The sequence below is a fragment of the Pseudarthrobacter sp. Hb11 genome (genome assembly GCF_059383655.1).
The window spans coordinates 1-21,104 of record NZ_JBWZCM010000004.1; the positions used below are offsets into that span (position 1 = coordinate 1).

Annotated in this window: 19 protein-coding genes and 1 tRNA gene; 10 read left to right on the top strand and 10 right to left on the bottom strand. The window is 64.8% G+C overall.

Features of this window, described 5'->3' with window-relative positions:
- Positions 1 to 238 precede the first annotated feature (238 nt).
- The 3 genes from AC50X7_RS08465 (at position 239) to AC50X7_RS08475 (ending at position 3,490) form a co-directional block, all read left to right on the top strand.
- Entirely contained in the window at positions 239 to 1,027 is a 789-nt protein-coding gene (locus AC50X7_RS08465) for an alpha/beta fold hydrolase (protein WP_494978605.1), read from the top strand.
- A 347-nt stretch (positions 1,028 to 1,374) separates the two neighbouring features.
- Positions 1,375 to 2,805, top strand: coding sequence for a TrkH family potassium uptake protein (locus tag AC50X7_RS08470; protein WP_494978606.1), 1,431 nt, complete (start codon positions 1,375 to 1,377; stop codon positions 2,803 to 2,805).
- Entirely contained in the window at positions 2,798 to 3,490 is a 693-nt protein-coding gene (locus AC50X7_RS08475) for a potassium channel family protein (protein WP_494978607.1), read from the top strand. The genes AC50X7_RS08470 and AC50X7_RS08475 overlap by 8 nt, the downstream gene beginning before the upstream one ends.
- Before the next feature lie 461 nt (positions 3,491 to 3,951).
- Here the strand turns inward: AC50X7_RS08475 and AC50X7_RS08480 are convergent, their stop codons facing one another.
- Complete coding sequence (locus AC50X7_RS08480) at positions 3,952 to 5,154, bottom strand: fatty acid desaturase family protein (protein ID WP_494978608.1); 1,203 nt, start codon at positions 5,152 to 5,154, stop codon at positions 3,952 to 3,954.
- 129 nt (positions 5,155 to 5,283) lie between these two features.
- Positions 5,284 to 5,835, bottom strand: a complete 552-nt coding sequence (locus tag AC50X7_RS08485) for a TetR/AcrR family transcriptional regulator (protein ID WP_494978609.1) — start codon at positions 5,833 to 5,835, stop codon at positions 5,284 to 5,286.
- A gap of 575 nt (positions 5,836 to 6,410) precedes the next feature.
- Between AC50X7_RS08485 and AC50X7_RS08490 the strand changes: the two genes are divergently transcribed.
- Positions 6,411 to 7,538: an L-talarate/galactarate dehydratase gene (locus AC50X7_RS08490; RefSeq protein ID WP_494978610.1), complete on the top strand. Its 1,128-nt coding sequence runs from the start codon at positions 6,411 to 6,413 to the stop codon at positions 7,536 to 7,538.
- Between the two features lie 50 nt (positions 7,539 to 7,588).
- Positions 7,589 to 8,287, top strand: coding sequence for a FadR/GntR family transcriptional regulator (locus AC50X7_RS08495; protein ID WP_494978611.1), 699 nt, complete (start codon positions 7,589 to 7,591; stop codon positions 8,285 to 8,287).
- A 33-nt stretch (positions 8,288 to 8,320) separates the two neighbouring features.
- On the opposite strand, the gene AC50X7_RS08500 is transcribed toward AC50X7_RS08495, so the two are convergent.
- Positions 8,321 to 9,253, bottom strand: a complete 933-nt coding sequence (locus AC50X7_RS08500) for a LysR substrate-binding domain-containing protein (RefSeq protein WP_494978612.1) — start codon at positions 9,251 to 9,253, stop codon at positions 8,321 to 8,323.
- A 125-nt stretch (positions 9,254 to 9,378) separates the two neighbouring features.
- On the opposite strand from AC50X7_RS08500, the gene AC50X7_RS08505 reads away from it, so the two are divergent.
- Positions 9,379 to 10,689, top strand: a complete 1,311-nt coding sequence (locus AC50X7_RS08505; protein ID WP_494978613.1) for a glucarate dehydratase family protein — start codon at positions 9,379 to 9,381, stop codon at positions 10,687 to 10,689.
- Complete coding sequence (locus tag AC50X7_RS08510) at positions 10,686 to 11,702, top strand: 2-hydroxyacid dehydrogenase (RefSeq protein WP_494978614.1); 1,017 nt, start codon at positions 10,686 to 10,688, stop codon at positions 11,700 to 11,702. The genes AC50X7_RS08505 and AC50X7_RS08510 overlap by 4 nt, the downstream gene beginning before the upstream one ends.
- On the opposite strand, the gene AC50X7_RS08515 is transcribed toward AC50X7_RS08510, so the two are convergent.
- Genes AC50X7_RS08515 through AC50X7_RS08540 form a run of 6 tightly spaced genes read right to left on the bottom strand, consistent with a single transcriptional unit; the run spans position 11,699 to position 18,096 of the window.
- Complete coding sequence (locus tag AC50X7_RS08515) at positions 11,699 to 12,421, bottom strand: sulfite exporter TauE/SafE family protein (RefSeq protein WP_494978615.1); 723 nt, start codon at positions 12,419 to 12,421, stop codon at positions 11,699 to 11,701. The two genes, AC50X7_RS08510 and AC50X7_RS08515, sit on opposite strands and share 4 nt — an antisense overlap.
- The gene (locus AC50X7_RS08520) at positions 12,418 to 13,443 is read right to left on the bottom strand and encodes an ABC transporter ATP-binding protein (protein WP_494978616.1); all 1,026 of its coding nucleotides are present in this window, start codon (positions 13,441 to 13,443) and stop codon (positions 12,418 to 12,420) included. Before AC50X7_RS08520 ends, AC50X7_RS08515 begins: the two co-directional genes overlap by 4 nt.
- The gene (locus AC50X7_RS08525; protein ID WP_494978617.1) at positions 13,436 to 14,581 is read right to left on the bottom strand and encodes an ABC transporter ATP-binding protein; all 1,146 of its coding nucleotides are present in this window, start codon (positions 14,579 to 14,581) and stop codon (positions 13,436 to 13,438) included. Before AC50X7_RS08525 ends, AC50X7_RS08520 begins: the two co-directional genes overlap by 8 nt.
- A complete protein-coding gene (locus AC50X7_RS08530; protein WP_494978618.1) occupies positions 14,578 to 15,570 on the bottom strand; it encodes an ABC transporter permease in 993 nt (330 codons plus the stop codon). Before AC50X7_RS08530 ends, AC50X7_RS08525 begins: the two co-directional genes overlap by 4 nt.
- An 8-nt stretch (positions 15,571 to 15,578) precedes the next feature.
- Positions 15,579 to 16,508 carry an ABC transporter permease gene (locus AC50X7_RS08535; RefSeq protein WP_214865474.1) on the bottom strand — a complete coding sequence of 310 codons (930 nt, stop codon included), beginning with the start codon at positions 16,506 to 16,508 and terminating at the stop codon, positions 15,579 to 15,581.
- 28 nt (positions 16,509 to 16,536) lie between these two features.
- The gene (locus AC50X7_RS08540) at positions 16,537 to 18,096 is read right to left on the bottom strand and encodes an ABC transporter substrate-binding protein (protein WP_494978619.1); all 1,560 of its coding nucleotides are present in this window, start codon (positions 18,094 to 18,096) and stop codon (positions 16,537 to 16,539) included.
- Between the two features lie 313 nt (positions 18,097 to 18,409).
- Here AC50X7_RS08540 and AC50X7_RS08545 point away from each other — a divergent pair, with 313 nt between their 5' ends.
- Positions 18,410 to 19,360, top strand: coding sequence for a 2-hydroxyacid dehydrogenase (locus tag AC50X7_RS08545; RefSeq protein WP_494978620.1), 951 nt, complete (start codon positions 18,410 to 18,412; stop codon positions 19,358 to 19,360).
- Positions 19,361 to 19,410: 50 nt separating this feature from the next.
- On the opposite strand, the gene AC50X7_RS08550 is transcribed toward AC50X7_RS08545, so the two are convergent.
- A tRNA-Leu gene (locus tag AC50X7_RS08550) sits at positions 19,411 to 19,493 on the bottom strand.
- A 375-nt stretch (positions 19,494 to 19,868) separates the two neighbouring features.
- On the opposite strand from AC50X7_RS08550, the gene AC50X7_RS08555 reads away from it, so the two are divergent.
- Both AC50X7_RS08555 and AC50X7_RS08560 read left to right on the top strand, forming a co-directional pair.
- The gene (locus tag AC50X7_RS08555) at positions 19,869 to 20,612 is read left to right on the top strand and encodes an FHA domain-containing protein (RefSeq protein WP_494978621.1); all 744 of its coding nucleotides are present in this window, start codon (positions 19,869 to 19,871) and stop codon (positions 20,610 to 20,612) included.
- Positions 20,609 to 21,091, top strand: coding sequence for an FHA domain-containing protein FhaB/FipA (locus tag AC50X7_RS08560; protein ID WP_494978622.1), 483 nt, complete (start codon positions 20,609 to 20,611; stop codon positions 21,089 to 21,091). Before AC50X7_RS08555 ends, AC50X7_RS08560 begins: the two co-directional genes overlap by 4 nt.
- Positions 21,092 to 21,104 lie beyond the last annotated feature (13 nt).

Consider the following 21,104-nt stretch of genomic DNA (forward strand, 5'->3'; position numbering starts at 1 on the left):
CCAGCCCAGCGTCAGCAACTACGCCTTCACCACCCTCAAACCCATCCCATACCAGATCGATGGAGAAGTGAAATCCGTGGAAGCGCACACACGGGTCACCATCGAATCCGCCCCGGCTGCCCTCGCCACCTTGGGCTAACGAACAAATCGAACCACCCCTTTAGGAATAGGACACCCGGTGCACGCCGCAACCGACCAACAACCCGACACTGAATCAACGCCTTACCGTCTGCAACCAGTGCCTTACCGTCTGCTGGGTCCCGGGAGGGGCCCGCGCCTCACGCCCAGGATCGTCACCACCAACTCCTTGACCTCCCACGTGCACACCCTGGCCGGCCCGCCGGATTCACCGGGTCCGGTCTTTGTGCTGCTGCACGGCATCGGCATGTCCCACCGCTACTACCGCCGGCTCCAGGCCCTTCTGTCCCGGCACGGGAAAACCCACGCCATCGACCTGCCCGGCTTCGGCGGAACACCCACCCCGGCCCGGCAGCTCTCCATCGCCGACTACGCAGCCCACACCGCGGCGACACTTGAAAAAATGGGCGCCTCCCGCGTGGTGCTGATAGGGCACTCGATGGGCACACAGTTCGCGACCGAGCTCGCCGTTCAACGCCCCGATTTGGTCTCCCACCTCGTGCTCCTGGGACCTGTAGTCGACCCAACCCGCCGAACAGTTCTTCAGCAGAGCCTGTCCCTGGGTCTTGACTCACTGCTCGAAAGCCCCGCTGGCAATGCCATCGTCTTCCGCGAGTATGCCCGGTCCGGCCTGCGCTGGTACCTCACCGAACTCCCCGTCATGATGACCTACGACCTCAACGCCCGACTGGCCCTGGCAAACCAACCCACTCTGGTCATCCGCGGATCCCGGGATCCCGTGGCACCCCGGCTCTGGTGCCAAAAACTGGCCGCTACCGCCCCGGATGGGCACTTCCTTGAAGTACCGGGCAAACCCCACATCGTCCAACACGGCGGCGCCGCCGCCACAGCCGCAAGCATCCTGGCACTAACCCGCCAGCAGCTCTAACAGCCAGGACCAGGGGCCATCGAGAAACACGCAGGGTAAGTTTCGACAGCGCGTGAAGCAGACGCGGAGCTTGGCCTGTCTTTAGCAGAGCGGAAGTCAGCTAAAGTCCGGGTGGTCCCGCTTGCAGTATCAACGTGCTCCGCCAGCGGCGCAGTCGCTATTGACACTGCTGCCACCTTGCACCCGTTTCGCTGCGTAGGAACTGGGCACACCCCCAACCTGACACAGAGGGCCTTGTCGGGCTCCAGAATAAGGGACCTCAACCCAAGTCCACTGCGAAACCAAGAGCTGCCAACCTGTGCCGTATGTGCAAAGTGGCTCCATTCCCCGGTGGTAGCGTGACCGCTATGCGTTTCGTGCCCGCTGTAAAGCGAAGAATTTCTGCTCTGACCGGGCTCGTATTGGCGACGTTCCGGGCCTCGTCGTCGGTGGCTAATGATGCAGTTCAGGCGCTCTCGCCTAAGCACCCCGCCCAGGTCATCGTGCTGGGCTTCGCCGCCGCCGTGGCGCTAGGAACCGGTTTGTTGATGCTGCCGGCAGCAAAACAGAGCCCGGGCAGCGCGAGCTTTTTGGAAGCCCTGTTTACTGCGACATCCTCGGTGTGCGTGACGGGGCTAATCACGGTGGATACCCCGGTGTTCTGGACCGGGTTTGGACACGTCGTAATCCTGGCGCTGATCCAGGTCGGTGGTTTCGGTGTGATGTCCTTCGGCACCCTCCTGGGTGTCCTCATGGCCCGGAGGCTGGGGCTGAGATCACGAATGACGACAGCGACCGAAACCAAAGCCACCGGTTTCGGCGACATCACGAAGGTCCTGCTCGGCGTCTTGACGATCACCGCCATCGTGGAACTCCTTCTCACCGCGATCCTCACCGCCCGCTTTATGGCCGGCTACGGCTACCCCTTCGGACAGGCCCTGTGGCACGGGTTTTTCCACTCGGTGTCCTCGTTCAACAACGCCGGTTTCGCCCTGTATTCGGACAACCTCATAGGGTTCGCCGGCGACCCCTGGATCTGCCTGCCCATCGCCTTTGCGGTGATCATTGGCGGCCTTGGTTTCCCCGTGCTGTTCGAGCTGCGCCGCCGGTACCGGACGCCGGTGCACTGGAGCATGAACACCAAACTGGTCCTGACCGGCACCGCAGTCCTCTTGACCAGCGGAACGGTGTTCCTGACAGCCGTTGAATGGGCCAACCCCGCAACCCTGGGAGCCCTCCACCCTGCCGACCGTGTTCTGGCCGGGTTTTTCCAGTCCGTCATCACCCGCACGGCAGGGTTCAACAGTATCGACATCGGCCAGATGCACCCCGTCTCCTGGCTCGGGATGGACATCCTCATGCTCATCGGCGGCGGGCCCGCCGGCACCGCCGGCGGCCTGAAAATCACCACGTTCGCCGTCCTGCTCTTCATCCTCACCACCGAACTGCGCGGAGACACCGCAGTCAACATCTTCGGCAAACGCCTCTCCCGGGCCGTCCACCGCCAAGCCATCACCGTCGTCCTACTGGCCCTCGCCCTCATCGTCGGTTCCACCATGTTCCTGATGCTCATCACCGACTTCGGGCAGGAACGGATCCTGTTCGAAGTCATCTCAGCGTTCGCGACCGTCGGCCTATCGACCGGCATTACCGCTGGCATGCCCCCTGCCGGGCAGGTCGTGCTGATCCTGCTGATGTTCATCGGCCGGCTCGGCCCGGTCACCCTCGGCGTGGCCCTCGCAGTCCGCACCCGCCCGGTGCTCTTCGAATACCCCAAGGAAAGGCCCCTCATTGGCTAAGAAACTCTTCTCCCGCGCCCCCGAACGGCTCGCCAAGGCAGACTCAGTCGCCGTCATCGGGCTAGGACGCTTCGGAGGCTCACTGGCCCTTGAACTCGAAGCCCAAGGCACTGAAGTTCTCGGCATCGACACGGACGAAAGCATCGTTCAGTCCTTCAACGGCCGCCTCACCCACGTCGTTAGGGCCGACTCCACCCAGGAAGAAGTCCTCCGGCAACTCTCCGTCCACGAGTTCGACCGCGCCGTCGTCGGCATCGGGACGGACATCGAGGCCAGCATCCTCACCACCTCCCGGCTCCTGAAATTTCAGGGACCCCAGATCTGGGCCAAAGCCATCTCCGAACCCCACGCCGAAATCCTCGACCAGCTCGGCGTCAACCACGTCATCCGCCCCGAACACGACATGGGCAAACGCGTCGCGCACCTGGTCCGCGGCGGAATCCTTGACTACGTCGAGTTCGAAGACGACTTCGTCATGGTCCGCACCACTCCCCCGGCCGAAGCGCAGGACCGACCCCTGGGCATCCTCGGGCTACGGGACAAATACGGCATCACCATCGTCGCCTTCAAACGCCTAGGGGGAACATGGGGGCACACCACAGCCCAAACCGTCCTCTACGACGATGACCAAATCATCGTCCAAGGCAGCAAAACCGACGCCGAAAAATTCAGCACCCTCCCCTGAACAAGCCACGCATCCCTACGCCCAGTGGCTCCGGGCTTAAATGCAGTAACCGGGTTAGGCACACCCCGACCTGACAAACATCCCCATGCCTGGACTGCAGAAGCAGTGGGAACTGATTCTCCGCTCTACCGTGAAGAAGTATGCTGCCGCCACCCACCGCCGCGGACAATTCTCATAGTTATCCACCGCTAATGCTGCAAAGGAGCTACCCCAATGCTCCCACTTCCAGCCGTGCATAACCTGAATTGACCCCAGCCCTGGACGGGTCAAAGTCGCCACCCAATTCCGGCCGCGTAATCAGCACGGTGTTTATACATGAGCGGGAGTCGAAGTTACTGTGCGAACTCCCGAGCCTTGCCGTAGCGGCAAAACCCATGAAGCTCGAAACCCCACCACTGGCTCCTGGAGCATCGAACAGACACAGAAGAGACGATGACAAGAAGGCCAGGATGTCAGTACTGTCAATTCGTTTTGGGCGGCAGTGCGAGCTTGCAGATCTTGGCCCAGGTGGAGCCGACCTGCTTCCAAATGGGGCCGGTGGTGTAGATCAGTCCGTAGCGCTGGCAGATTTCGCGGACCTTCGGCGCGATTTCTGCGTACCGGTTGGAGGGCAGGTCCGGGAAAAGGTGGTGTTCGATCTGGTGTGAGAGGTTGCCGGTCATCAGATGCATGAATTTGGACCCGGAGATGTTGGCGGAGCCGATCATCTGGCGGACGTACCAGTCGCCGCGGGTTTCGCCTTCCACCATTTCTTCGGTGAAGGTGTCCGTGCCTTCGGGGAAGTGGCCGCAGAAGATCACGGCGTGGGCCCAGAAATTGCGGACGGCGTTGGCCGTCAGTGTGCCGTAAAGTGCCTGCTTGCCGGAGCCGGTCAGCATGGCCACGGCGGGGGTCGCGGCATAGTCCTTGGTGAACTGCTTGAGGGCCTTTCGCCCGAGGGCTTTGAGGTCCTTGACCAGGGCCTCCTTGGACTTCTTGCCTTCCTTGTATTCGGTCAGCTCAAGATCGTAGATAGCGATGCCCCACTCGAAGACCGGCGCCAGCAACGCGTTATAAAGCGGGTTGCCCAGGTTGAACGGCGTCCATTCCTGCTCAGGGTCCATTCGCAGCAGGTTGAATCCGACGTCGTTGTCTTTGCCCACCACGTTGGTCCAGCGGTGGTGCGAGTCGTTGTGGGTGTGCTGCCAGGCACGGGAGGGGGTGACGAAGTCCCACTCCCAGGTGGTGGAGTGGATGTCCGGGTCCCGCATCCAGTCCCACTGGCCGTGCAGCACGTTATGCCCGATTTCCATGTTCTCGAGGATCTTGGCCATGCTCAACAGGGTGGTGCCGGTGACCCACGCGGCTTTGTGCTTGCTGACCAGCAGGGCGGCGCGACCGGAGATCTCCAAGCCGCGCTGAATCTTAATCATGCGGCGGATGTACGCGGCATCGGAGGCACCGCGCTTGGCGAGGATGTCGTCACGGATAACGTCCAACTCGCGGCCCAGTTCGGCGACCTGCTCGTCCGAGAGGTGCGCAGCGGACGGAGGGCGCCGCGTGGGGCCGCCGGACTCGGCAAGAGCGCCCGGGCGGATCTTCACCGCACCCGCTGCCTTCTTCGTCGGGGCATCGTCTGGCACGGCGTCCCCGGAAACGTCTGGTTTGTTGGTAACTGTGGTCATGCGGTGGTACTCCTGCTTTTTTCGAGGTTCGCGGGTCCGGCACCTGCCGTAGGCCCCGTATGGATTAGTTACGCGGCCCGATGTGAGGGCGAGCTGGTTGGGGTCGCGTTGGTTCAACCCAAGAACAGCTCAGTCCGGGGGTCCGCTGCCGTCCGGAACGAAGAGCCACGGCGGCATGAAGCTGATGAGTTCGCGTGCAAGGTCGTAGGCGGTGTGGGGTTGGCCTGTCCTGAAGGCGTGCATCACTCCACTCACGATCAGCCCGGCGAACGAGCTCGCCATGAGATCGATTCGCGCGTCCGGCCATTGCGGTCGGGCGATCGCCATGATCGGGCGGCAGCCCCGCGCGAACCCTTGGATGGCTCTGGCCACGGTGCCGCCGGCGTGCTCGGAGAGCAGCAGGTGCTCGTAGAGTTCCCGGTTCTCGAAGACGGTCTGGAGGATGAGTTCGAGAGCGAACTCGGAGACGGCTTGCCCGTCGGCGCCGTGCACGGTCCTGGCCTCGATATCGAGGGCGGCAATCTCGGCGACCAGGTAATCGAGGATGAATAACGCAAGCTCCTCAACGCTGGCGAACTGCTCATAGAACCCGCTCCGGCTCAGCCCCGCCTCAAGCGCGATGCGGGTCACCGAAGCGGCACCGAAGCCTTCAGCCTTCACTACCTTTGTTAGCGCCTCCACCAGAAGGCGTTGCGACGCGACCGCCCGAGGATCCGTCGATCCCCTCCGCGTCACGCGGGCCTGACTGCGTCCGTACTGTGCCATGAACACCATTCTAAGGGAGTTACTGCACAGGTGTGCAGTAACTGGTCCCTTAAGGCATTTGTCAGCCCTGCTGACAGTCTGCATCGCACACATAGGCCCACGAAACAGGTGGTGATCCGGCGTTACGCTGCAGCCTGATTCCTCAAGCTCCGGATTGAACTACACCCCAACCTGACGTCAGGCAAGTACTCAAAACTTGTCAGAGTAGGACTTGCGCCGCCGTTTCCTGACACGCGTTTGAGACTGTCATAGATCTCATCCTGACACCTTCCGCGCAGGAGATTCAGTGTCAGGTCAACGAATCAGCTGGACCGGTTCGCGCACAATCTGGATGACCTGCGCGCCCTGGTCCAAAAGATGACCAACAAAGAAGCAGCCCAAGAAGTAAGGGGCAGCAGCAGCTAGGCCACGGGCCACTTGTAATACAAGTACCTTACTTGTATCCTAACAGGGCGGGCGAAGGAGCCCGGCGCCCGCCCAAAGGAGAACCAATGAGTACCGTCGATCTGATCCGGCACGTCAAACTGTCCACCGCCAAGCTCCCCCTCGCCGTTCCCATCAGCGACGCTAAAGTCTTCACCGGCCGGCAAAAGCCCATGACGGAAGTAGTCTTCCTCTTCGCAGAGATCACCACGGAACTGGGTCACACCGGCGTCGGCTTCAGCTACTCAAAGCGCGCCGGTGGTCCCGCTCAGTACGCCCACGCCAAGGAAGTGGCCGAGGGCATCATCGGCGAGGACCCCAACGACATCGCCAAGATCTACACCAAGCTGCTCTGGGCAGGCGCCTCTGTGGGCAGGTCCGGCGTCGCCACCCAGGCCCTCGCCGCCATCGACATCGCCCTCTACGACCTCAAAGCGAAGCGAGCCGGCCTGCCGCTGGCCAAGTTCCTCGGTTCCTACCGCGATTCCGTCCAGACCTACAACACCTCCGGCGGCTTCCTCAACGCCACCCTGGAGGAAGTCAAGGCACGCGCCACTCAGTCCATCGAAGAAGGCATCGGCGGCATCAAGATCAAGGTAGGCCTCCCGGACAGCAAAGAGGACCTGCGGCGCGTCGCCGGCATCCGCGAACACATCGGCTGGGACGTTCCGCTCATGGTGGACGCCAACCAGCAGTGGGACCGCGCCACCGCCCTGCGGATGGGCCGCCAACTGGAGGAATTCAACCTCATCTGGATCGAAGAACCCCTGGACGCCTACGACTTTGAGGGCCACGCGCATCTGGCCAACGTTTTGGACACCCCCATTGCCACCGGTGAAATGCTTGCTTCCGTGGCCGAGCACAAGGGCCTTATCAGCGCCAACGGCTGCGACATCATCCAACCGGACGCACCGCGCGTCGGCGGCATCACCCAGTTCCTCCGCCTCGCCGCCCTGGCCGACGAACGCGGCCTGGGCCTCGCCCCGCACTTCGCCATGGAAATCCACCTGCACCTGGCCGCCGCCTACCCGCGCGAGCCGTGGGTCGAGCACTTCGATTGGCTCGACCCCCTGTTCAACGAGCGCCTCGAAACCAAGGACGGCCGCATGGTGGTCCCGGACCGCCCCGGCCTCGGCGTCACCCTTAGCGACCAGGCCCGCGCCTGGACCACCGACTCGGTGGAGTTCGGCGCCTAACCCGGAAGCCATAACGCAAGCCATAACAATGAAGCCGTAATCTTGAAGCCATGAGCCGGAACCTCACCGCGGACCTCGCCGCTGACCTTCGCACCCGCATCGTCGACGGCGCCATCCAGCCGGGAGAGAAGCTTCCGAGCGAAAACACGCTCATCAACGATTTCGGCGTCAGCCGGACCGTTGTCCGGGCCGCGCTCACCCGGCTCCAGGCCGAGGGACTTGTGGAAACCGAACGAGGGCGCGGCAGCTTCGCCCTCACCCCGCCGTCGGACGGGCCCCAGGCAGCACCCGGGGCCCGTCCCGTGGCCACGATGGAGGACCGGCTCCACCTGCTCGAGTTCCGCATGGGAGTGGAAACCGAGGCCGCAGCACTGGCGGCAAGGAACCATACCGAGCGCCAGCTGCGGGCCGTCACCGCCGCCCTCGACGAGTTCACGGCGAGCGCCGGGCACCCGGCGCACGCCATGAAGTCCGACTTCGAGTTCCACCGGGCCGTGGCCGCCGCCTCCGGCAACCCCTTCTACTCCGACTGCCTGGCCGCCCTGGGCCAGACCATGATCGCCATGCCGCGCACCCGGTTGATGACCGGCGTCGAACACTACGCACGCGACCACTTCGACCAGGTGGTCCAGGAACACCGCTCCATCTCCGACGCCATCGCGGACGGTGACGAGGCTGCCGCGGCGGCTGCCATGCGCAGCCACCTGGCCAACTCACGACGCCGGTTCAAGGCTTCCGCGCGCCCGTAACCAGGGCGCCCGTAACCCCAGCAGGTTCCTAGCTCATACCTGCTCCGCCTCCACCAGTGCCGGCTCAATAAGGTGCAGGAGCCTCAGCACCGCCGGATTGTCCGTTTCCTCGTTCCAGGCGAGCTCCAGGTCCACGCGGTTCAGCTCCTGCATGCCGTGCCGGCCGTCGATCTCGTGGAACTCCACTCCCGGCGGGGCGAAGGCCATGGCTGAGGCCGGCACCAGCGTCACCCCAAGGCCCGCCTGCACAAACGCCAGCAGCGCCGGGACCTGGCTGGCGTACTGGGTGATGTTGGCGTGGGCGCCGGCGCTGGCAAACAGGCGGAGCACCAGGTCGTGGAAGTAGCGGGCCTCCTTGGTGGAGTACATCAGCAGCGGCCGCCGGTCCAGTGAACCCAGGGGCAACGGCTCCCCCGCGGGCGGCACAGAACTCCCCAGGATGGAGCTGCCCTCCGGCAGCGCCACCACCAGGCGGTCCTGCATCAGCGGCCGCGAAACCACCCCCGGCCGCGCCACGATGGGACGCAGCAGGCCAATATCCACGCTCCCCTTCACCAGGCCATCCATCTGGTCGGTGGAAACCAGCTCGCGCAGAACAAAGGAAACCCCCGGCATCCCCTCCGCCGCCCGCCGCAGCATCATCGGCAGTGCACTCTGGCCGGCAATGGCGGTGTACCCCACCGTGATGGTGCCCGCATGGCCCGACGAGACCCGGCGGACGTCCATGTCCGTCTTAATACACATGTCCAGGATCTGCCGCGCCCGCGGCAACAGCGTGGCGCCGGCGGCCGTCAGCTCCACCTTCCGGCTGGTCCGGCTAAAGAGCAGCGTGCCCAGCTTCTTCTCAAGCATCTGGATCTGCCGGCTCAGGGGCGGCTGCGTCATGTTCAGCCGCTCAGCAGCGGCACCGAAATGAAGCTCCTCGGCAACGGCCACAAACGCCTCTAACTGGGGTAGCGAAAACATTCATACCTTTACTGGATGGTTGAGTGCAGAAGTTGGCTTGGACGTGTATTGATCCCTTCCCATATGGTCAGTGACCAGGACCACAATTAGCAAGCCAGCCCGCACCGACGTCGACGAGGACACTGATGAACGACCAGCCCGCAGGCCACCCTCATGAAGCCCACCTCAACCAGGCACGGATCACCGGCGTCACCGTCACGCCGGTAGCCTTCAAGGATCCCCCGCTCCTTAATACCGTGGGCGTGCACGAGCCGTTCGCGCTGCGCGCCATCGTGGAAGTCCACACCGACGCCGGCGTCTCGGGCTTCGGTGAAACCTACGGGGATGCCGGCCACATCGCCCGGCTCCAGCTGGCCGCGGCTGCCCTGCCCGGTACTGACATCTTCAACATCAACTCCATGCGCGGTGCCATAGAACAAGCCCTTCGGCAGGACACCATCCAGGGCGGCCACGGCATGAGCGGCATGGTCACCGGCTCCAGCACCGCGGACCGTGTGCTGTCCGCCTTTGACGTTGCGGCGTTGGACATTCAGGGCAAGCTTCTGGGCCGGCCGGTCAGCGACCTCCTCGGCGGCGCCGTCCGGGACGCCGTGCAGTTCAGCGGCTACCTGTTCTATAAGTGGGCGGGCCACCCCGGCCAGGCCGCGGACACCTGGGGCGAAGCACTGGACCCGGCCGGGATCGTCCGGCAGGCCCGGACCATGGTGGACCACTACGGGTTCGGTGCGCTCAAGCTGAAGGCCGGCGTCTTCCCGCCGGAAGAGGAGATCGCCGCCATCCAGGCCCTCCGTGACGAGTTCCCTGACCTGCCCCTGCGCATCGACCCCAACGCCGCATGGACAGTGGAAACCTCCATCCGGGTGGGCAAGGAACTCGATGGCGTGCTGGAGTACCTTGAGGATCCCACGCCGGGCATCGAGGGCATGGCTGCCGTCCGCCGGCAGGTCGGGATGCCGCTGGCCACGAACATGTGCGTTGTCAGTTTCGCCGATGTTGCCCCTGCCGTTGCAGCCGGCGCCGTGGACGTCATCCTGTCCGATCATCACTTCTGGGGCGGCCTGCGCCGCAGCCAGTTCCTTGCCGGAATCACAGAGACCTTCAGCCTGGGCCTGTCCATGCACTCGAATTCGCACCTGGGCATCAGCCTGGCTGCCATGGTCCACCTCGCGGCGGCCACCCCCAACCTCGACTACGCGTGCGACACCCACTGGCCCTGGAAGGACCCTGCCGAGGACGTCATCAAGGACGGCGTGCTGGCCTTCAAGGACGGGGCCGTCCAGGTCCCCACCGCGCCCGGCCTCGGCGTCGAGATAGACCGTGATGCCCTGGAACGGCTCCACCGGCAGTACCTCGAATGCGGGATCCGCAGCCGCGATGACACCGGCTACATGCAGCGCCTCCACCCGGGCTACGAGCTCCAGAGTCCCCGCTGGTGAGCTCCGACGCCCCCAGGAATCCGGAAGCCCTGCGGATCGTCGTCACCGATCCCATCATCAGCCGGTTTGAGGACAAGTTGAAGTACGACGGCGGCGCGCACCAGTGGGACATGGCGGCGGCTTGGTCCCCTGAACGGCGACGCCGCGCACTGGCGGGTGCCGACGTCGTCGTCTGCTCTTCCCTTCCCGCCGCGGAAGCGGAGGCTGCCGGCAACCTCCGCCTGGTCCACGTCACCGGCGCCGGCTACGACAAGATCGCCCTCCACCACCTGCCGCCCGCAGCCGCGGTGGCCAACACATTCCACCACGCCCGCCCCATCGCCGAACACGTCCTGATGCTCACCCTGATGCTGACCCGCAACGTCGCCAGGGCGGACCGGGAGGTACGCAGCGGGCAGTGGCGGACCATTGCCACAGCTCCGGACGTCCCCTTCCACCCCGTCCTCGCCGACCTCACCCTGGGGCTGGTGGGCCTCGGCTCCATCGGCGGGGAGGTGGCCCGGGTGGCCGCCCTGATGGGAATGAAAGTCCATGCCGTCCGGCGGAACCCCGCTGCAGCCCTTCCCGAGGGGGTACACCTGGACTGGGTGGGCGGGAACCTAGAGCTGCACACGCTCCTGGCCGGTTCCGACGTTGTGGTGGTCACCGTGCCGCTGGATGAGGACACCAGGGGAATGATCGGGGAAGCCGAACTGGCTGCCATGAGAACCTCGGCCGTGCTGATCAATGTGGCACGCGGGCCAGTGGTGGACCAGGCCGCCCTCTATGCGGCCTTGAAGGACCGGCAGATCGCGGGGGCGGGCATCGACGTCTGGTGGGGAGCACCTGCCGACGGCGTGATCCCCCCGGCGGAGCTTCCTTTCACCTCGCTGGAGAACACCGTGCTGACGCCGCACCACTCCGGCCACGCCCGGATCACCTTTGAGCGCCGTGCTGGCGACATCGCCGCCAACATCGACCGCCTGGCCCGCGGCCTGGCGCTCAGCAACCTGGTCCGGCGTCCGGATGCTTAGGCTGCCAGAAGCAACTGCAGAATCAGCAGAACGCTCCCCAGCGCGGAAGCGCCGAGGGCCAGCGCCCTGAGCCGTCGCGGATTGAGGAAGCGGTTGACGTAGCGCGAGGCAGCGTAGCCGGCAACAACGGCCGGAACCATCCACAGCGCCAGGACCAGCATGTGCGAGGTGACCGCACCGGCCAGCCACAACAATGTCATTGAGATAATTGAGCCCACCATAAAGAAGGCGCTCATGGTGCCCCGCAGGCGTGGCCCCTCATGCCCCTGCCAGACGAGTGCCATGGGCGGGCCGCCGATGGACGTTGCCGTTCCCATGATTCCGGAGGCGGCGCCGGCGGCGATCAGGTTCACGCGCCGGGGCCGGGGCGCCCAGCCCCTGCCGGCCAGGACCAGGCCCGTGAGCACCACGGCCACCACCACCCAGGCCAGGCCTTCCTTTGAAGACACCGCCACCAGCCACGCACCCACGATGCTGCCGGGAAGCCTCCCTGCGAGCGCCCAGCCTGTCCCGCGCAGATCCAGGCTCTGGCGCTCCGTCACGGTGACCATCACCGTGACCAGCAGGGCCAGGAGGATCAGGGTGGCCGGCAGCAGCGCCGGGTCGATGATGGCGATCACCGGCGCTGCCAGCATTCCCATGCCGAAGCCGCTGGATGCCTGCAGGCAGGCGGCCAGGAAGATTATTCCGGCTATGACGGCGTATTCTGCGCCTGTCACAAGGCGCTGGCAGCAGCGCCGGTCAGGCCCTTGACGGAGTCAAGCGGGAAGTGGCATTCCGCGCTGTGCCGCCTGCCGTCGGGGGCGGTGATGACCTGGGGTTCCGGCGATACTTCGGCGCAGATATCCTGTGCCTTCCAGCAGCGGGTGCGGAAACGGCAGCCCGACGGCGGATCCAACGGTGAGGGCAGCTCGCCTTTGAGGACAATCCGGTCGCGCTTGGCCCCGCTGACGTCCAGCTTCGGGGACGCCGACATCAGGGCGGCGGTATAGGGGTGGCGGGGATGGTCGAAGACCTCCTCGGTCTCCCCCATTTCGATGATCCTGCCCAGGTACATCACTGCCACCCGGTCCGCCACGTGCCGGACCACCGTGAGGTCGTGGGAGATAAAGATATAGGAGACACCGAGTTCCCGCTGCAGCTCATTGAGCAGGTTCAGGACCTGCGCCTGGACCGACAGGTCCAGGGCGGACACCGGTTCATCGAGAATGATGACGTCCGGGTTCAGGGCCAGGGCGCGCGCGATACCGATCCGCTGGCGCTGGCCGCCGGAGAACTCCTGCGGCGACTTCCGGGCATCGGACGCGCGCAGGCCCACCATCTGGAGCAGCTCGCTGACTCTCTCCTGGCGCTCCTTGGACGTCGGGTACAGGTTGCGGTGAGTGGCCCACGGCTCGGCGATGATGTCGCCGGCGCTCATCCGCGCGTTCAGGGACGCGAACGGGTCCTGGAAAACCATCTGCACCCGCCGCCGCCAGCCCAGAAGCTCCTTGCCGCGCAGTCCGAAGGGGTTGGTCCCCTCGAAGCTGACGGTTCCCTCATCCGGGGTTTCCAGCATCATCAGCGTGCGGGCCAGCGTGGACTTGCCGCACCCGGATTCACCCACCAGGCCCAGGGTTTCCCCGCGGCCCACGGTCAGGCTGATCCCGTCCAGGGCTTTGAGCTTGGTGTTGCCGCTGGCGCTTTTGGCCACGTGGAACGTTTTGGTCAGGCCCTCAATGGTTAATAGCGGCTCAGCCATTGTTAATCTCCTCGCTGAAGTGGCAGGCTGCGGCGCGAACTGGCCGTCCCTCCGCGCTGGTGGGCGTAACCGCCTGGCTATCCTGGGCGGGTGCAACTCTGGCACCGGCCACAACGCTCGCGCCAGAGGCAGGCCGGGCCACGGGGCGGAGCGCCGGGCGCTCAGCCCGGCAGATAGCCTGCACCATAGGGCACCGCGACTGGTAGACGCAGCCGGGTGGGATGTCGTGGAGCTCCGGCGGGCTGCCGGGAATCGATTTCAGCTCGGCACCGCGTTCCAAGTGGACGGGTACGGATTCGAGCAGCCCCTTTGTATAGGGATGGCGGGGGTCGGCGAACACTTCGGCCACCGGCCCGCTCTCCACCACGTTGCCGGCGTACATCACAGCGACGGAATCAGCCTCCTCCGCCACCACAGCGAGGTCGTGGGTAATGAGGATGACCGCCATCTGGCCCTCCTCGCGGAGCGTGCGCAGCAGCTGCATGATCTGTGCCTGGACGGTGACGTCCAGGGCTGTCGTGGGTTCGTCCGCGATCAGGAGCCGCGGATTGAGGGCCACGGCCATGGCGATGAGGATCCGCTGGCGCATACCGCCGGAAAACTGGTGGGGGTAGGAGTTGACCCGGGACTCAGGCTCCGGAATACCCACCCGCTTCATCAGGTCGATCGCCTCGAGCCGTGCCTGCTTGGCATTCAGCCCGCGGTGGATGCGGAAGGCCTCACCCAGCTGCGTCCCGACTGTATATACGGGGTTCAGTGCTGTGAGCGCGTCCTGGAAGACGATGCCCAGTTCCGGCCCGGCGAACTTCAGCCGTTCCTTGGGAGTGAGTGCCGCAAGGTCGGTGCCGTTGAGGACGATTTGTCCGTCGGCGAGGTCGCAGACCGGGTCCATGATCCCGGCCAGGGCTTTGGCGGTCATGGATTTGCCGCAGCCGGATTCACCGAGCAGCGCCAGGGTTTCGCCGGCCCGGGCCTCGAACGCCACGCTGTTGACGGCGCGGATGGTGCCGCGGTGGGTGCGGATGTCCACGGCAAGATCGCGGACCTGCAGGACGACGTCGTGGGCTTTGGCCTGGGCGGCCGATGTTCCGGCGCGGGCTGCTGCTGTGGCGGGAGCTTGTTCGGCAGCTGTTTTCACGGCTGTGCCTCCTTCGCTGGGATGCGGGCGATCAGCCGCTTACGGGGAAGTGCAAGGCGCCAGCGCTGCGCGGGATCGGTGGCAATGCGCAGCCAGGCGGCGAGGACGTTGGCGGCGATGGTGGTCACAACGATTGCCACGCCCGGGAAGATGGACAGCCACCATGCGGTCTGCAGGTACTGGCGGCCCTGCGAGACCATCAGGCCCCAGCTGACGTCCGGGGGCTGGATGCCGATGCCCAGGAAGCTGAGCGAGGACTCTGCGAGCATCACGTAGCAGAACTCAAGGGTTGCCAGGGTGAGCAACGTCGGCAGCACCACCGGAATGACGTGCCGCCCGATGATGGCGTTGGGCTTCGCACCGAAGGTGCGGGCCGCGTCCACGAACGTCCGGCTTTGCAGCTCGGCGGACTCGGCGCGTGCGGTGCGCAGGTAGATCGGGATGCGGGTGAGGGCCAGGATCAGGACGATGTTCGCAGCGGAGGGGCTGAAGACGTAAAGCACAACGACGGCAAGCAGCAGGGAGGGGAAGCTCATGATCACATCGGCGATGCGCATCGAGACGTTCTCCCGCCAGCCGCGGTGGTAGCCGGCCCAAACGCCCCACAGGGAGCCGATCACCAGGGCCACGGCCACGGCCGGGAGGGCGACGGAGAGGGTGGTTCGGCTGGCCACCACCAGCCGTGCCAGCATGCTGCGGCCCAAGGAATCGCTGCCCAGGAAGTACTCCCAGCCGTGCGCCAGCGTGAACGGTGCCTTGTTGGCGAACAGCAGGTTCTGCTTGGTGGCCAGGTCCCCCATCAGCGCCGGACCCACCAGAGCGGTCAGGCCGACAAAGAGCAGGACCAGCGCCGAGGCCGCTGCAAAGCGGTCCTTGAGCAGGAGCCGGAACAGGCCCGGCTTTCCACCCTTGGTGTCCTCAGTGTTTTTGGTGGGCGGTTGGGCGGCCGGCGGCTGCGGTGCCGCGCCATCTGTCAGTGAGCTCGTCATGGTTACTCCTAGGCCTTGACCGTCACGGGACGGACGCGTGCGTCCAGCAGCGCGTAGCCCATGTCAATGAGGATGTTCAGGGCAAAGATGGCGACGGCGGTAAGCAGCACCGCTGCCTGCAGGACGGCGAAGTCCCGCTGCAGGATGGAGTCGATCATGAGCTTTCCGATGCCCGGCCAGCCGAAGATCGTTTCCACCACCACCGCGCCGTTAACCAGGCCCACGGTCAGGTCGCCGGCGACGGTCAGCGCCGGCGCCGCAGCGTTGCGCAGTGCGTGGTGGGTGACCACCCGCAGCTCGCCGGCGCCGCGGCTCCTCGCCAGCTTGATATATGGCTCGGAGAGCGCGGACACCATGGAGCCGCGGACGATCTGCACCAGCACGCCGAACGGCCGCAGGAGCAGGGTGGCGATGGGCAGCACCCAGGCGCTGGCTCCCGACACACCGGATGTCGGCAGCCAGCCCAAGGTGATGGCAAAAATCCAGATGCCCACGATGGCCAGCCAAAAGTCGGGAATGGAAGCGGCAGCCATGGAGATGAAACTTGAGATGCGGTCCGCGATGCCGTTCGGCTTCAGAGCCGCCCAGCAGCCCACCACCAGGGCGAGCACCACGGCCAGCACCATGGTGGTGGCCGCAAGCTGCAGCGTTGCGGGGAAGGCGCGCAGTGCCATCGCGGCGGCGTCCTGCCCCGTGCGGAGCGACTGCCCGAAGTCCAGCCGCAGCACGCCGCCGAAGTAGTCCGCCATCTGGACCAGCAGGGGCTGGTCCAGGCCGTTGCGGGCCGTGAAGTCGTCCCGCATCTGCTGGGTTGCGTTCAGTGGCAGGTACAGGCTGGCCGGGTTTCCGGTCATCCTGGCCAGTGCGAACACCCCCACGATCACCACCACCAGCGGCAGGGCGCTGGAAACGATGCGCTTTCTCAAGTAGATCAGCATGGCTGTCCTTCTCTTCCTGAGGCCCGGGCTAGCTTGCCGGCGTCATTTCCGAGATGCGCAGCTCGTCACCGCTGGACGAGTTGGGCTTGTAGCTCAGGGACTTGGCAAGGCCGAGGATGCCCGTCTGGTGTGAGATGTGCGCGAACTGCACCACCTTGTCGTTCTGGTACGCAAAGATGTTCTCGAATTCCTTCTTGCGTTCGTCACCCGAGGCGGCGTCGGCCTTCTTGATCATGGCGTCGAACACGGGGGTGCCGAAGTAGCTCTGTGCTCCGGTGGACAGCATGTACTGGTCCACGGTGAACGCCGCGTCGCCGGCCTGGTTGCCGTGCTGCGTCATCAGGGCGACAGCTCCTTCATCCTCCGGGAACGGCCGGACCTGGTAGGTCAGGTGCTGGCTGGTTTCGAGCATCTTGAGCTTGACGTTCAGGCCTGCCTGGCTGAGCTGCTCCTGGAGCACCTGGGCCAGTTCGGTGATTTTGGGGAACTGGGCGCTGCGGACAACCAATGAAATCTGCGCGGAAGTGTCCACGCCGTCGGACTTCGCTTCAGCCACCAGGGACTTGGCCTTGTCCAGGTCGAACGGCCAGCCCTTCAGCTCGGAGTTGTGGCCGACAATTCCTTCAGGAACCAGCTGCGCGGCCACCTGGTGCTTGCCCTGGTAGAGCGAGCTGACAATTCCTTCTTTATCGATGGCGAAGTTGACTGCCTGGCGGACCCGGATGTCGTTAAGCGGTGCCTCATTCGCGTCCATCCGCAGGGCCACGGTTTCGTTGTTCGGGTAGTCCACGCCGAGGTCGCCGATGTTGTCGTCCGGGCTCAGTCCCATGGCCACGTCCGCTTCACCGCTGGTGACCATCGCGGCACGCACGGAGCTTTCGGAGCGCCACTGGTATTCAGCCTTGGCGTACGCCGGCTTGTCACCCCAGTAACCGTCCCAGCTGGACAGGGTGATCTTCTGGCCGGCATCCCAGGTATCGATTTTGTACGGGCCGGTGCCGATGGGTTCCCGGACCTTTTCCGTGCTGCTCGTCGACGTCGGGACCACTTCAAGGAAGGAAAGCCGCAGCGGCAGGATGGGATCCGGTTCGGGCGTGGTGACAGTAAGGGTGGTTGCGTCGACGGCCTTCACGGCGAGGTCAGCATCACCGAAGACGTAGCCCTCAACGTTGCAGCCCAGCTTTGAGTTGACGGCCCGTTCGATGGTGAAGGCAGCTGCCTCGGCATTGAAGGGAGTGCCGTCCTGGAAGTTCACGCCTTCGCGCAGCTTGAGCGTCCATTCCGTGTCGCTGGTGGCCTTCCACTCGGTAGCGAGCTTGGGCTCCAGTTCGCCGCTTTGCGGGTTGCGTTCAATCAGCGGCTCGGTCACGTTCGAACGGACCACAACACCGGTGGAGGTCAGGTTCGATTCACACGCCTCCAGCGTGGGTGGTTCCTGGCTAAGGACTACGCGGACCGAATCGGTGGCGGCGGCAGCACCGCCGTCGTCCGTGTTGGCAACGGTGCAGCCGCTCAGGCTCAGCACCGCGACGGACGCCAGGGCTGGCCACTTGAGCACGGTGGCAAAGGGAAGCTTTGAAGAAGACATCTTTGGGTTCCTCCAGATCGATACTTACGGCAGCGGGACGCTCGTGTACCAGTGCAGAACACCGATAACAAGGGCTGTAAGGCCGCCGCGCTGGACTCAAGCTAATTGAGGTACCAGGGGTCCACAAGGAATTTGGGCGGCCCGCCAACCGGATGAAGGGGCGCGGGAGCCTGCCGGCGGCCCTGTGACGGTCCTCACTTGGAACGGTATTCCGCGCCAGTCCGCGGAATCGGCCGGATCGATACAGTTCCGGCATCGAACTATGCCAATTCCAAGTTGGACCTGTATGAGTGCCGAAACCTATGGTGCAGCTATGAAGAACATCGCCGTCCTCCAGGTAGGGCCACTTATGCCGATCGTCCAGGAATCGATAACGGAGGAATACGGTGCTGTCCGGCTGCCCGATCCGCCTGCGGAGCGGGAGGAGTTCCTGCGCAGCCGCGGCGGGTCCTTTGAGGTTGCGGTGACGTCCGGCAAGGTGGGCGTCGGCACTGAACTGATGCAGGCGCTGCCCAACCTCCGCGCGGTCATCAACTTCGGCGTGGGCTACGACACCACCGACGCCGCCCAGGCGTTTGAGCGTGGCATCACCGTCAGCAACACACCGGATGTCCTCAACGACTGTGTTGCGGATACGGCCATTGCCCTCTACGTCGATGTGCTGCGGGGAATCAGCGCCTCGGACCGATTCGTTCGGCGGGGTGACTGGCTGAGCAAAGGCAACTTCCCCCTGGCCACCAAGGCCAGCGGCAAAAAGGTAGGCATCCTCGGACTGGGCAGGATCGGAAAGGTCATTGCCAGGAGGCTGGAGGGGTTTGACTGCGAAATCAGCTATCACAGCCGGCACCCGGTGACGGGCGTCAGCTACCGGTACGAACCCTCACCCCGCGACCTGGCGGCTGGTTGTGACGTGCTGATCGTTGCAGCGGCAGGCGGCGCAGGCTCCGCGAAGCTGGTGGATGCGGAGGTGATCGCTGCCCTTGGACCCAGGGGCTACCTCATCAACATCGCCCGCGGGTCAGTGGTGGATGAAGAAGCCCTGGTGGCCGCACTGCTCGCGGGGAAACTGGCCGGCGCCGGACTTGATGTCTTCGCCGACGAACCCAAGGTTCCCGAAGACCTCCTGGCCCTGGACAACGTAGTCCTCCTGCCGCACCTCGGCAGCGGCACCCACGAAACACGGGCAGCCATGGCGGACCTGACCCTCGCGAATCTGCGAGCCTTTGCTGACAACGGTTCGGTACTGACACCTGTGGAGCCCTAAGGACAAAAAGCAAAAGAGCCCCGGTCTGTTGACCGGGGCTCTTCGTTGCGTGCGCGAGGGGGGATTTGAACCCCCACACCCTTTCGGATACTGGCACCTGAAGCCAGCGCGTCTGCCGTTCCGCCACTCGCGCGCAACTTCCTTCACCGAATCCCGGCCGGTTTCCCGAACCGCAACCCTGTAAAAGCAGCGAGATCAAGCATAACGGACATTGGCCGGAAAACACCAATTGAGGTCCCAAGGCCCTGCCAAGCGCCATCGAAACCAGGGCAGGGACCGACCCGCGAGACGGCTCAAACCCCAGGCGGCCCGGCGCCGCGGTCAGCCCGGTACCGAACTTTTGCCAGCGCCCGGCCGTTGTGGATTAAGGTCATTCACAGGCCTGCCCAGTAGTATCTGATGTAGGAGTGACTGCAGCACGCAGGCACACCGGCGGCTTAAGAACATCACCGCAAGTGAACTTACGGAACGAAAACTGCCCCGCAGCCGGGGGGAAAGGAGAAGAACCATGGGTCTGCTGGACAAAGTCGAGCGCGGCATCGAAAAGGCCGTCCGGGGTGTCTTCTCCACCGGCTCGCGCAACCAGGTTGAACCCGTGGAGATCGCCAGCAGGCTGCGCCGGGAAGTAGACCACAGGTCCCTTACCGTTGCCGCGGGCCGCACCTTGGTGCCCAACGTTTTTGATGTCCAACTCAGCGATGAGGACTTCAAACGGGCCCAGGAATGGGGCACACCGCTGGCCGAAGAACTCTGCGACGTGGTCATCAACCATGTCCGCGGCCAGGGCTACACCCTGCAGGGTTCGGTGCGGATCTCCTTCCGGCGTGATGCGGAACTGCGGGCGGGTGACTTCGAGATCCTCTCCTCAACGGAGAAATCCAAGGGCGCTCCCAGCGGTGCTCCGCCCCGGCCCAACCTTCCTGCCGCTCCCAGCCGTCAGCCCGTCCGCCTGCAGCCCATCCTGGACATCGACGGTCAGCGGTATTCACTCAACGCCCCGTCCATCGTGCTGGGCAGGTCCTCCGAAGCGGACATCCTGGTGGAGGACACGGGCGTTTCCCGCCGGCACCTCGAGATTCGGACCGCCAACGGCGTCACCAGCGCAGTGGACATGGGTTCCACCAATGGGAGTTACGTGAACGGACACAAGGTTTCCGGAAGCACCGAACTCACTGACGGCTCCACAATCACGATGGGACGGACAAAGATCATTTTCCGCCTGCTTCCTGCCGGCCCTGGCGGCCACGCATGAGTGAACTGACCATCACCGCCCTGCGCTTCGGCTTCCTGCTCCTGCTCTGGGTGCTGATCTTCAGCATCGTTTCCGCAATGAGGCGCGACCTCATGGTGGGCCGCAAGGCCGCCGCCGGCGCGCCAACAGCCCGGCAGGTCCGCAAGAATCCCGAGCTTGCCGAAGAGCCGCCGCAGCCCGTGAAGCAGCAGGCCCGGCAACTGGCCGTTATCGAAGGCCCGCTCAAGGGACGGACACTCCCCTTGGCCGCAAGCCCCATCCTGCTGGGCCGTGCCCAGGAGGCCACCCTGGTCCTGGAGGATGACTACGCCTCCGGCCGTCACGCGAGGCTGTTCCCGCAGGGCACCCGCTGGTTCATCGAGGACCTTGGTTCAACCAACGGCACTTATCTGGCGGACCAGCAGCTTACCCGTGCCCTGCCCGTTGAGCTTGGCGTACCCGTGAGAATCGGCAAGACGGTCATCGAATTGAGGCCATAGCCGTGGCCGCTTC

What these genes read in the sequence shown, in the direction of transcription:
- AC50X7_RS08535 (WP_214865474.1), bottom strand. Translation starts at nt 16,508, where the DNA reads ATGCTGATCTACTTGAGAAAGCGCATCGTTTCCAGCGCCCTGCCGCTG.
- AC50X7_RS08555 (WP_494978621.1), top strand. Translation starts at nt 19,869, where the DNA reads ATGGGTCTGCTGGACAAAGTCGAGCGCGGCATCGAAAAGGCCGTCCGG.
- AC50X7_RS08540 (WP_494978619.1), bottom strand. Translation starts at nt 18,096, where the DNA reads ATGTCTTCTTCAAAGCTTCCCTTTGCCACCGTGCTCAAGTGGCCAGCC.
- AC50X7_RS08545 (WP_494978620.1), top strand. Translation starts at nt 18,410, where the DNA reads ATGAAGAACATCGCCGTCCTCCAGGTAGGGCCACTTATGCCGATCGTC.
- AC50X7_RS08520 (WP_494978616.1), bottom strand. Translation starts at nt 13,443, where the DNA reads ATGGCTGAGCCGCTATTAACCATTGAGGGCCTGACCAAAACGTTCCAC.
- AC50X7_RS08560 (WP_494978622.1), top strand. Translation starts at nt 20,609, where the DNA reads ATGAGTGAACTGACCATCACCGCCCTGCGCTTCGGCTTCCTGCTCCTG.
- AC50X7_RS08490 (WP_494978610.1), top strand. Translation starts at nt 6,411, where the DNA reads ATGAGTACCGTCGATCTGATCCGGCACGTCAAACTGTCCACCGCCAAG.
- AC50X7_RS08505 (WP_494978613.1), top strand. Translation starts at nt 9,379, where the DNA reads ATGAACGACCAGCCCGCAGGCCACCCTCATGAAGCCCACCTCAACCAG.
- AC50X7_RS08495 (WP_494978611.1), top strand. Translation starts at nt 7,589, where the DNA reads ATGAGCCGGAACCTCACCGCGGACCTCGCCGCTGACCTTCGCACCCGC.
- AC50X7_RS08480 (WP_494978608.1), bottom strand. Translation starts at nt 5,154, where the DNA reads ATGACCACAGTTACCAACAAACCAGACGTTTCCGGGGACGCCGTGCCA.
- AC50X7_RS08470 (WP_494978606.1), top strand. Translation starts at nt 1,375, where the DNA reads ATGCGTTTCGTGCCCGCTGTAAAGCGAAGAATTTCTGCTCTGACCGGG.
- AC50X7_RS08500 (WP_494978612.1), bottom strand. Translation starts at nt 9,253, where the DNA reads ATGTTTTCGCTACCCCAGTTAGAGGCGTTTGTGGCCGTTGCCGAGGAG.
- AC50X7_RS08530 (WP_494978618.1), bottom strand. Translation starts at nt 15,570, where the DNA reads ATGACGAGCTCACTGACAGATGGCGCGGCACCGCAGCCGCCGGCCGCC.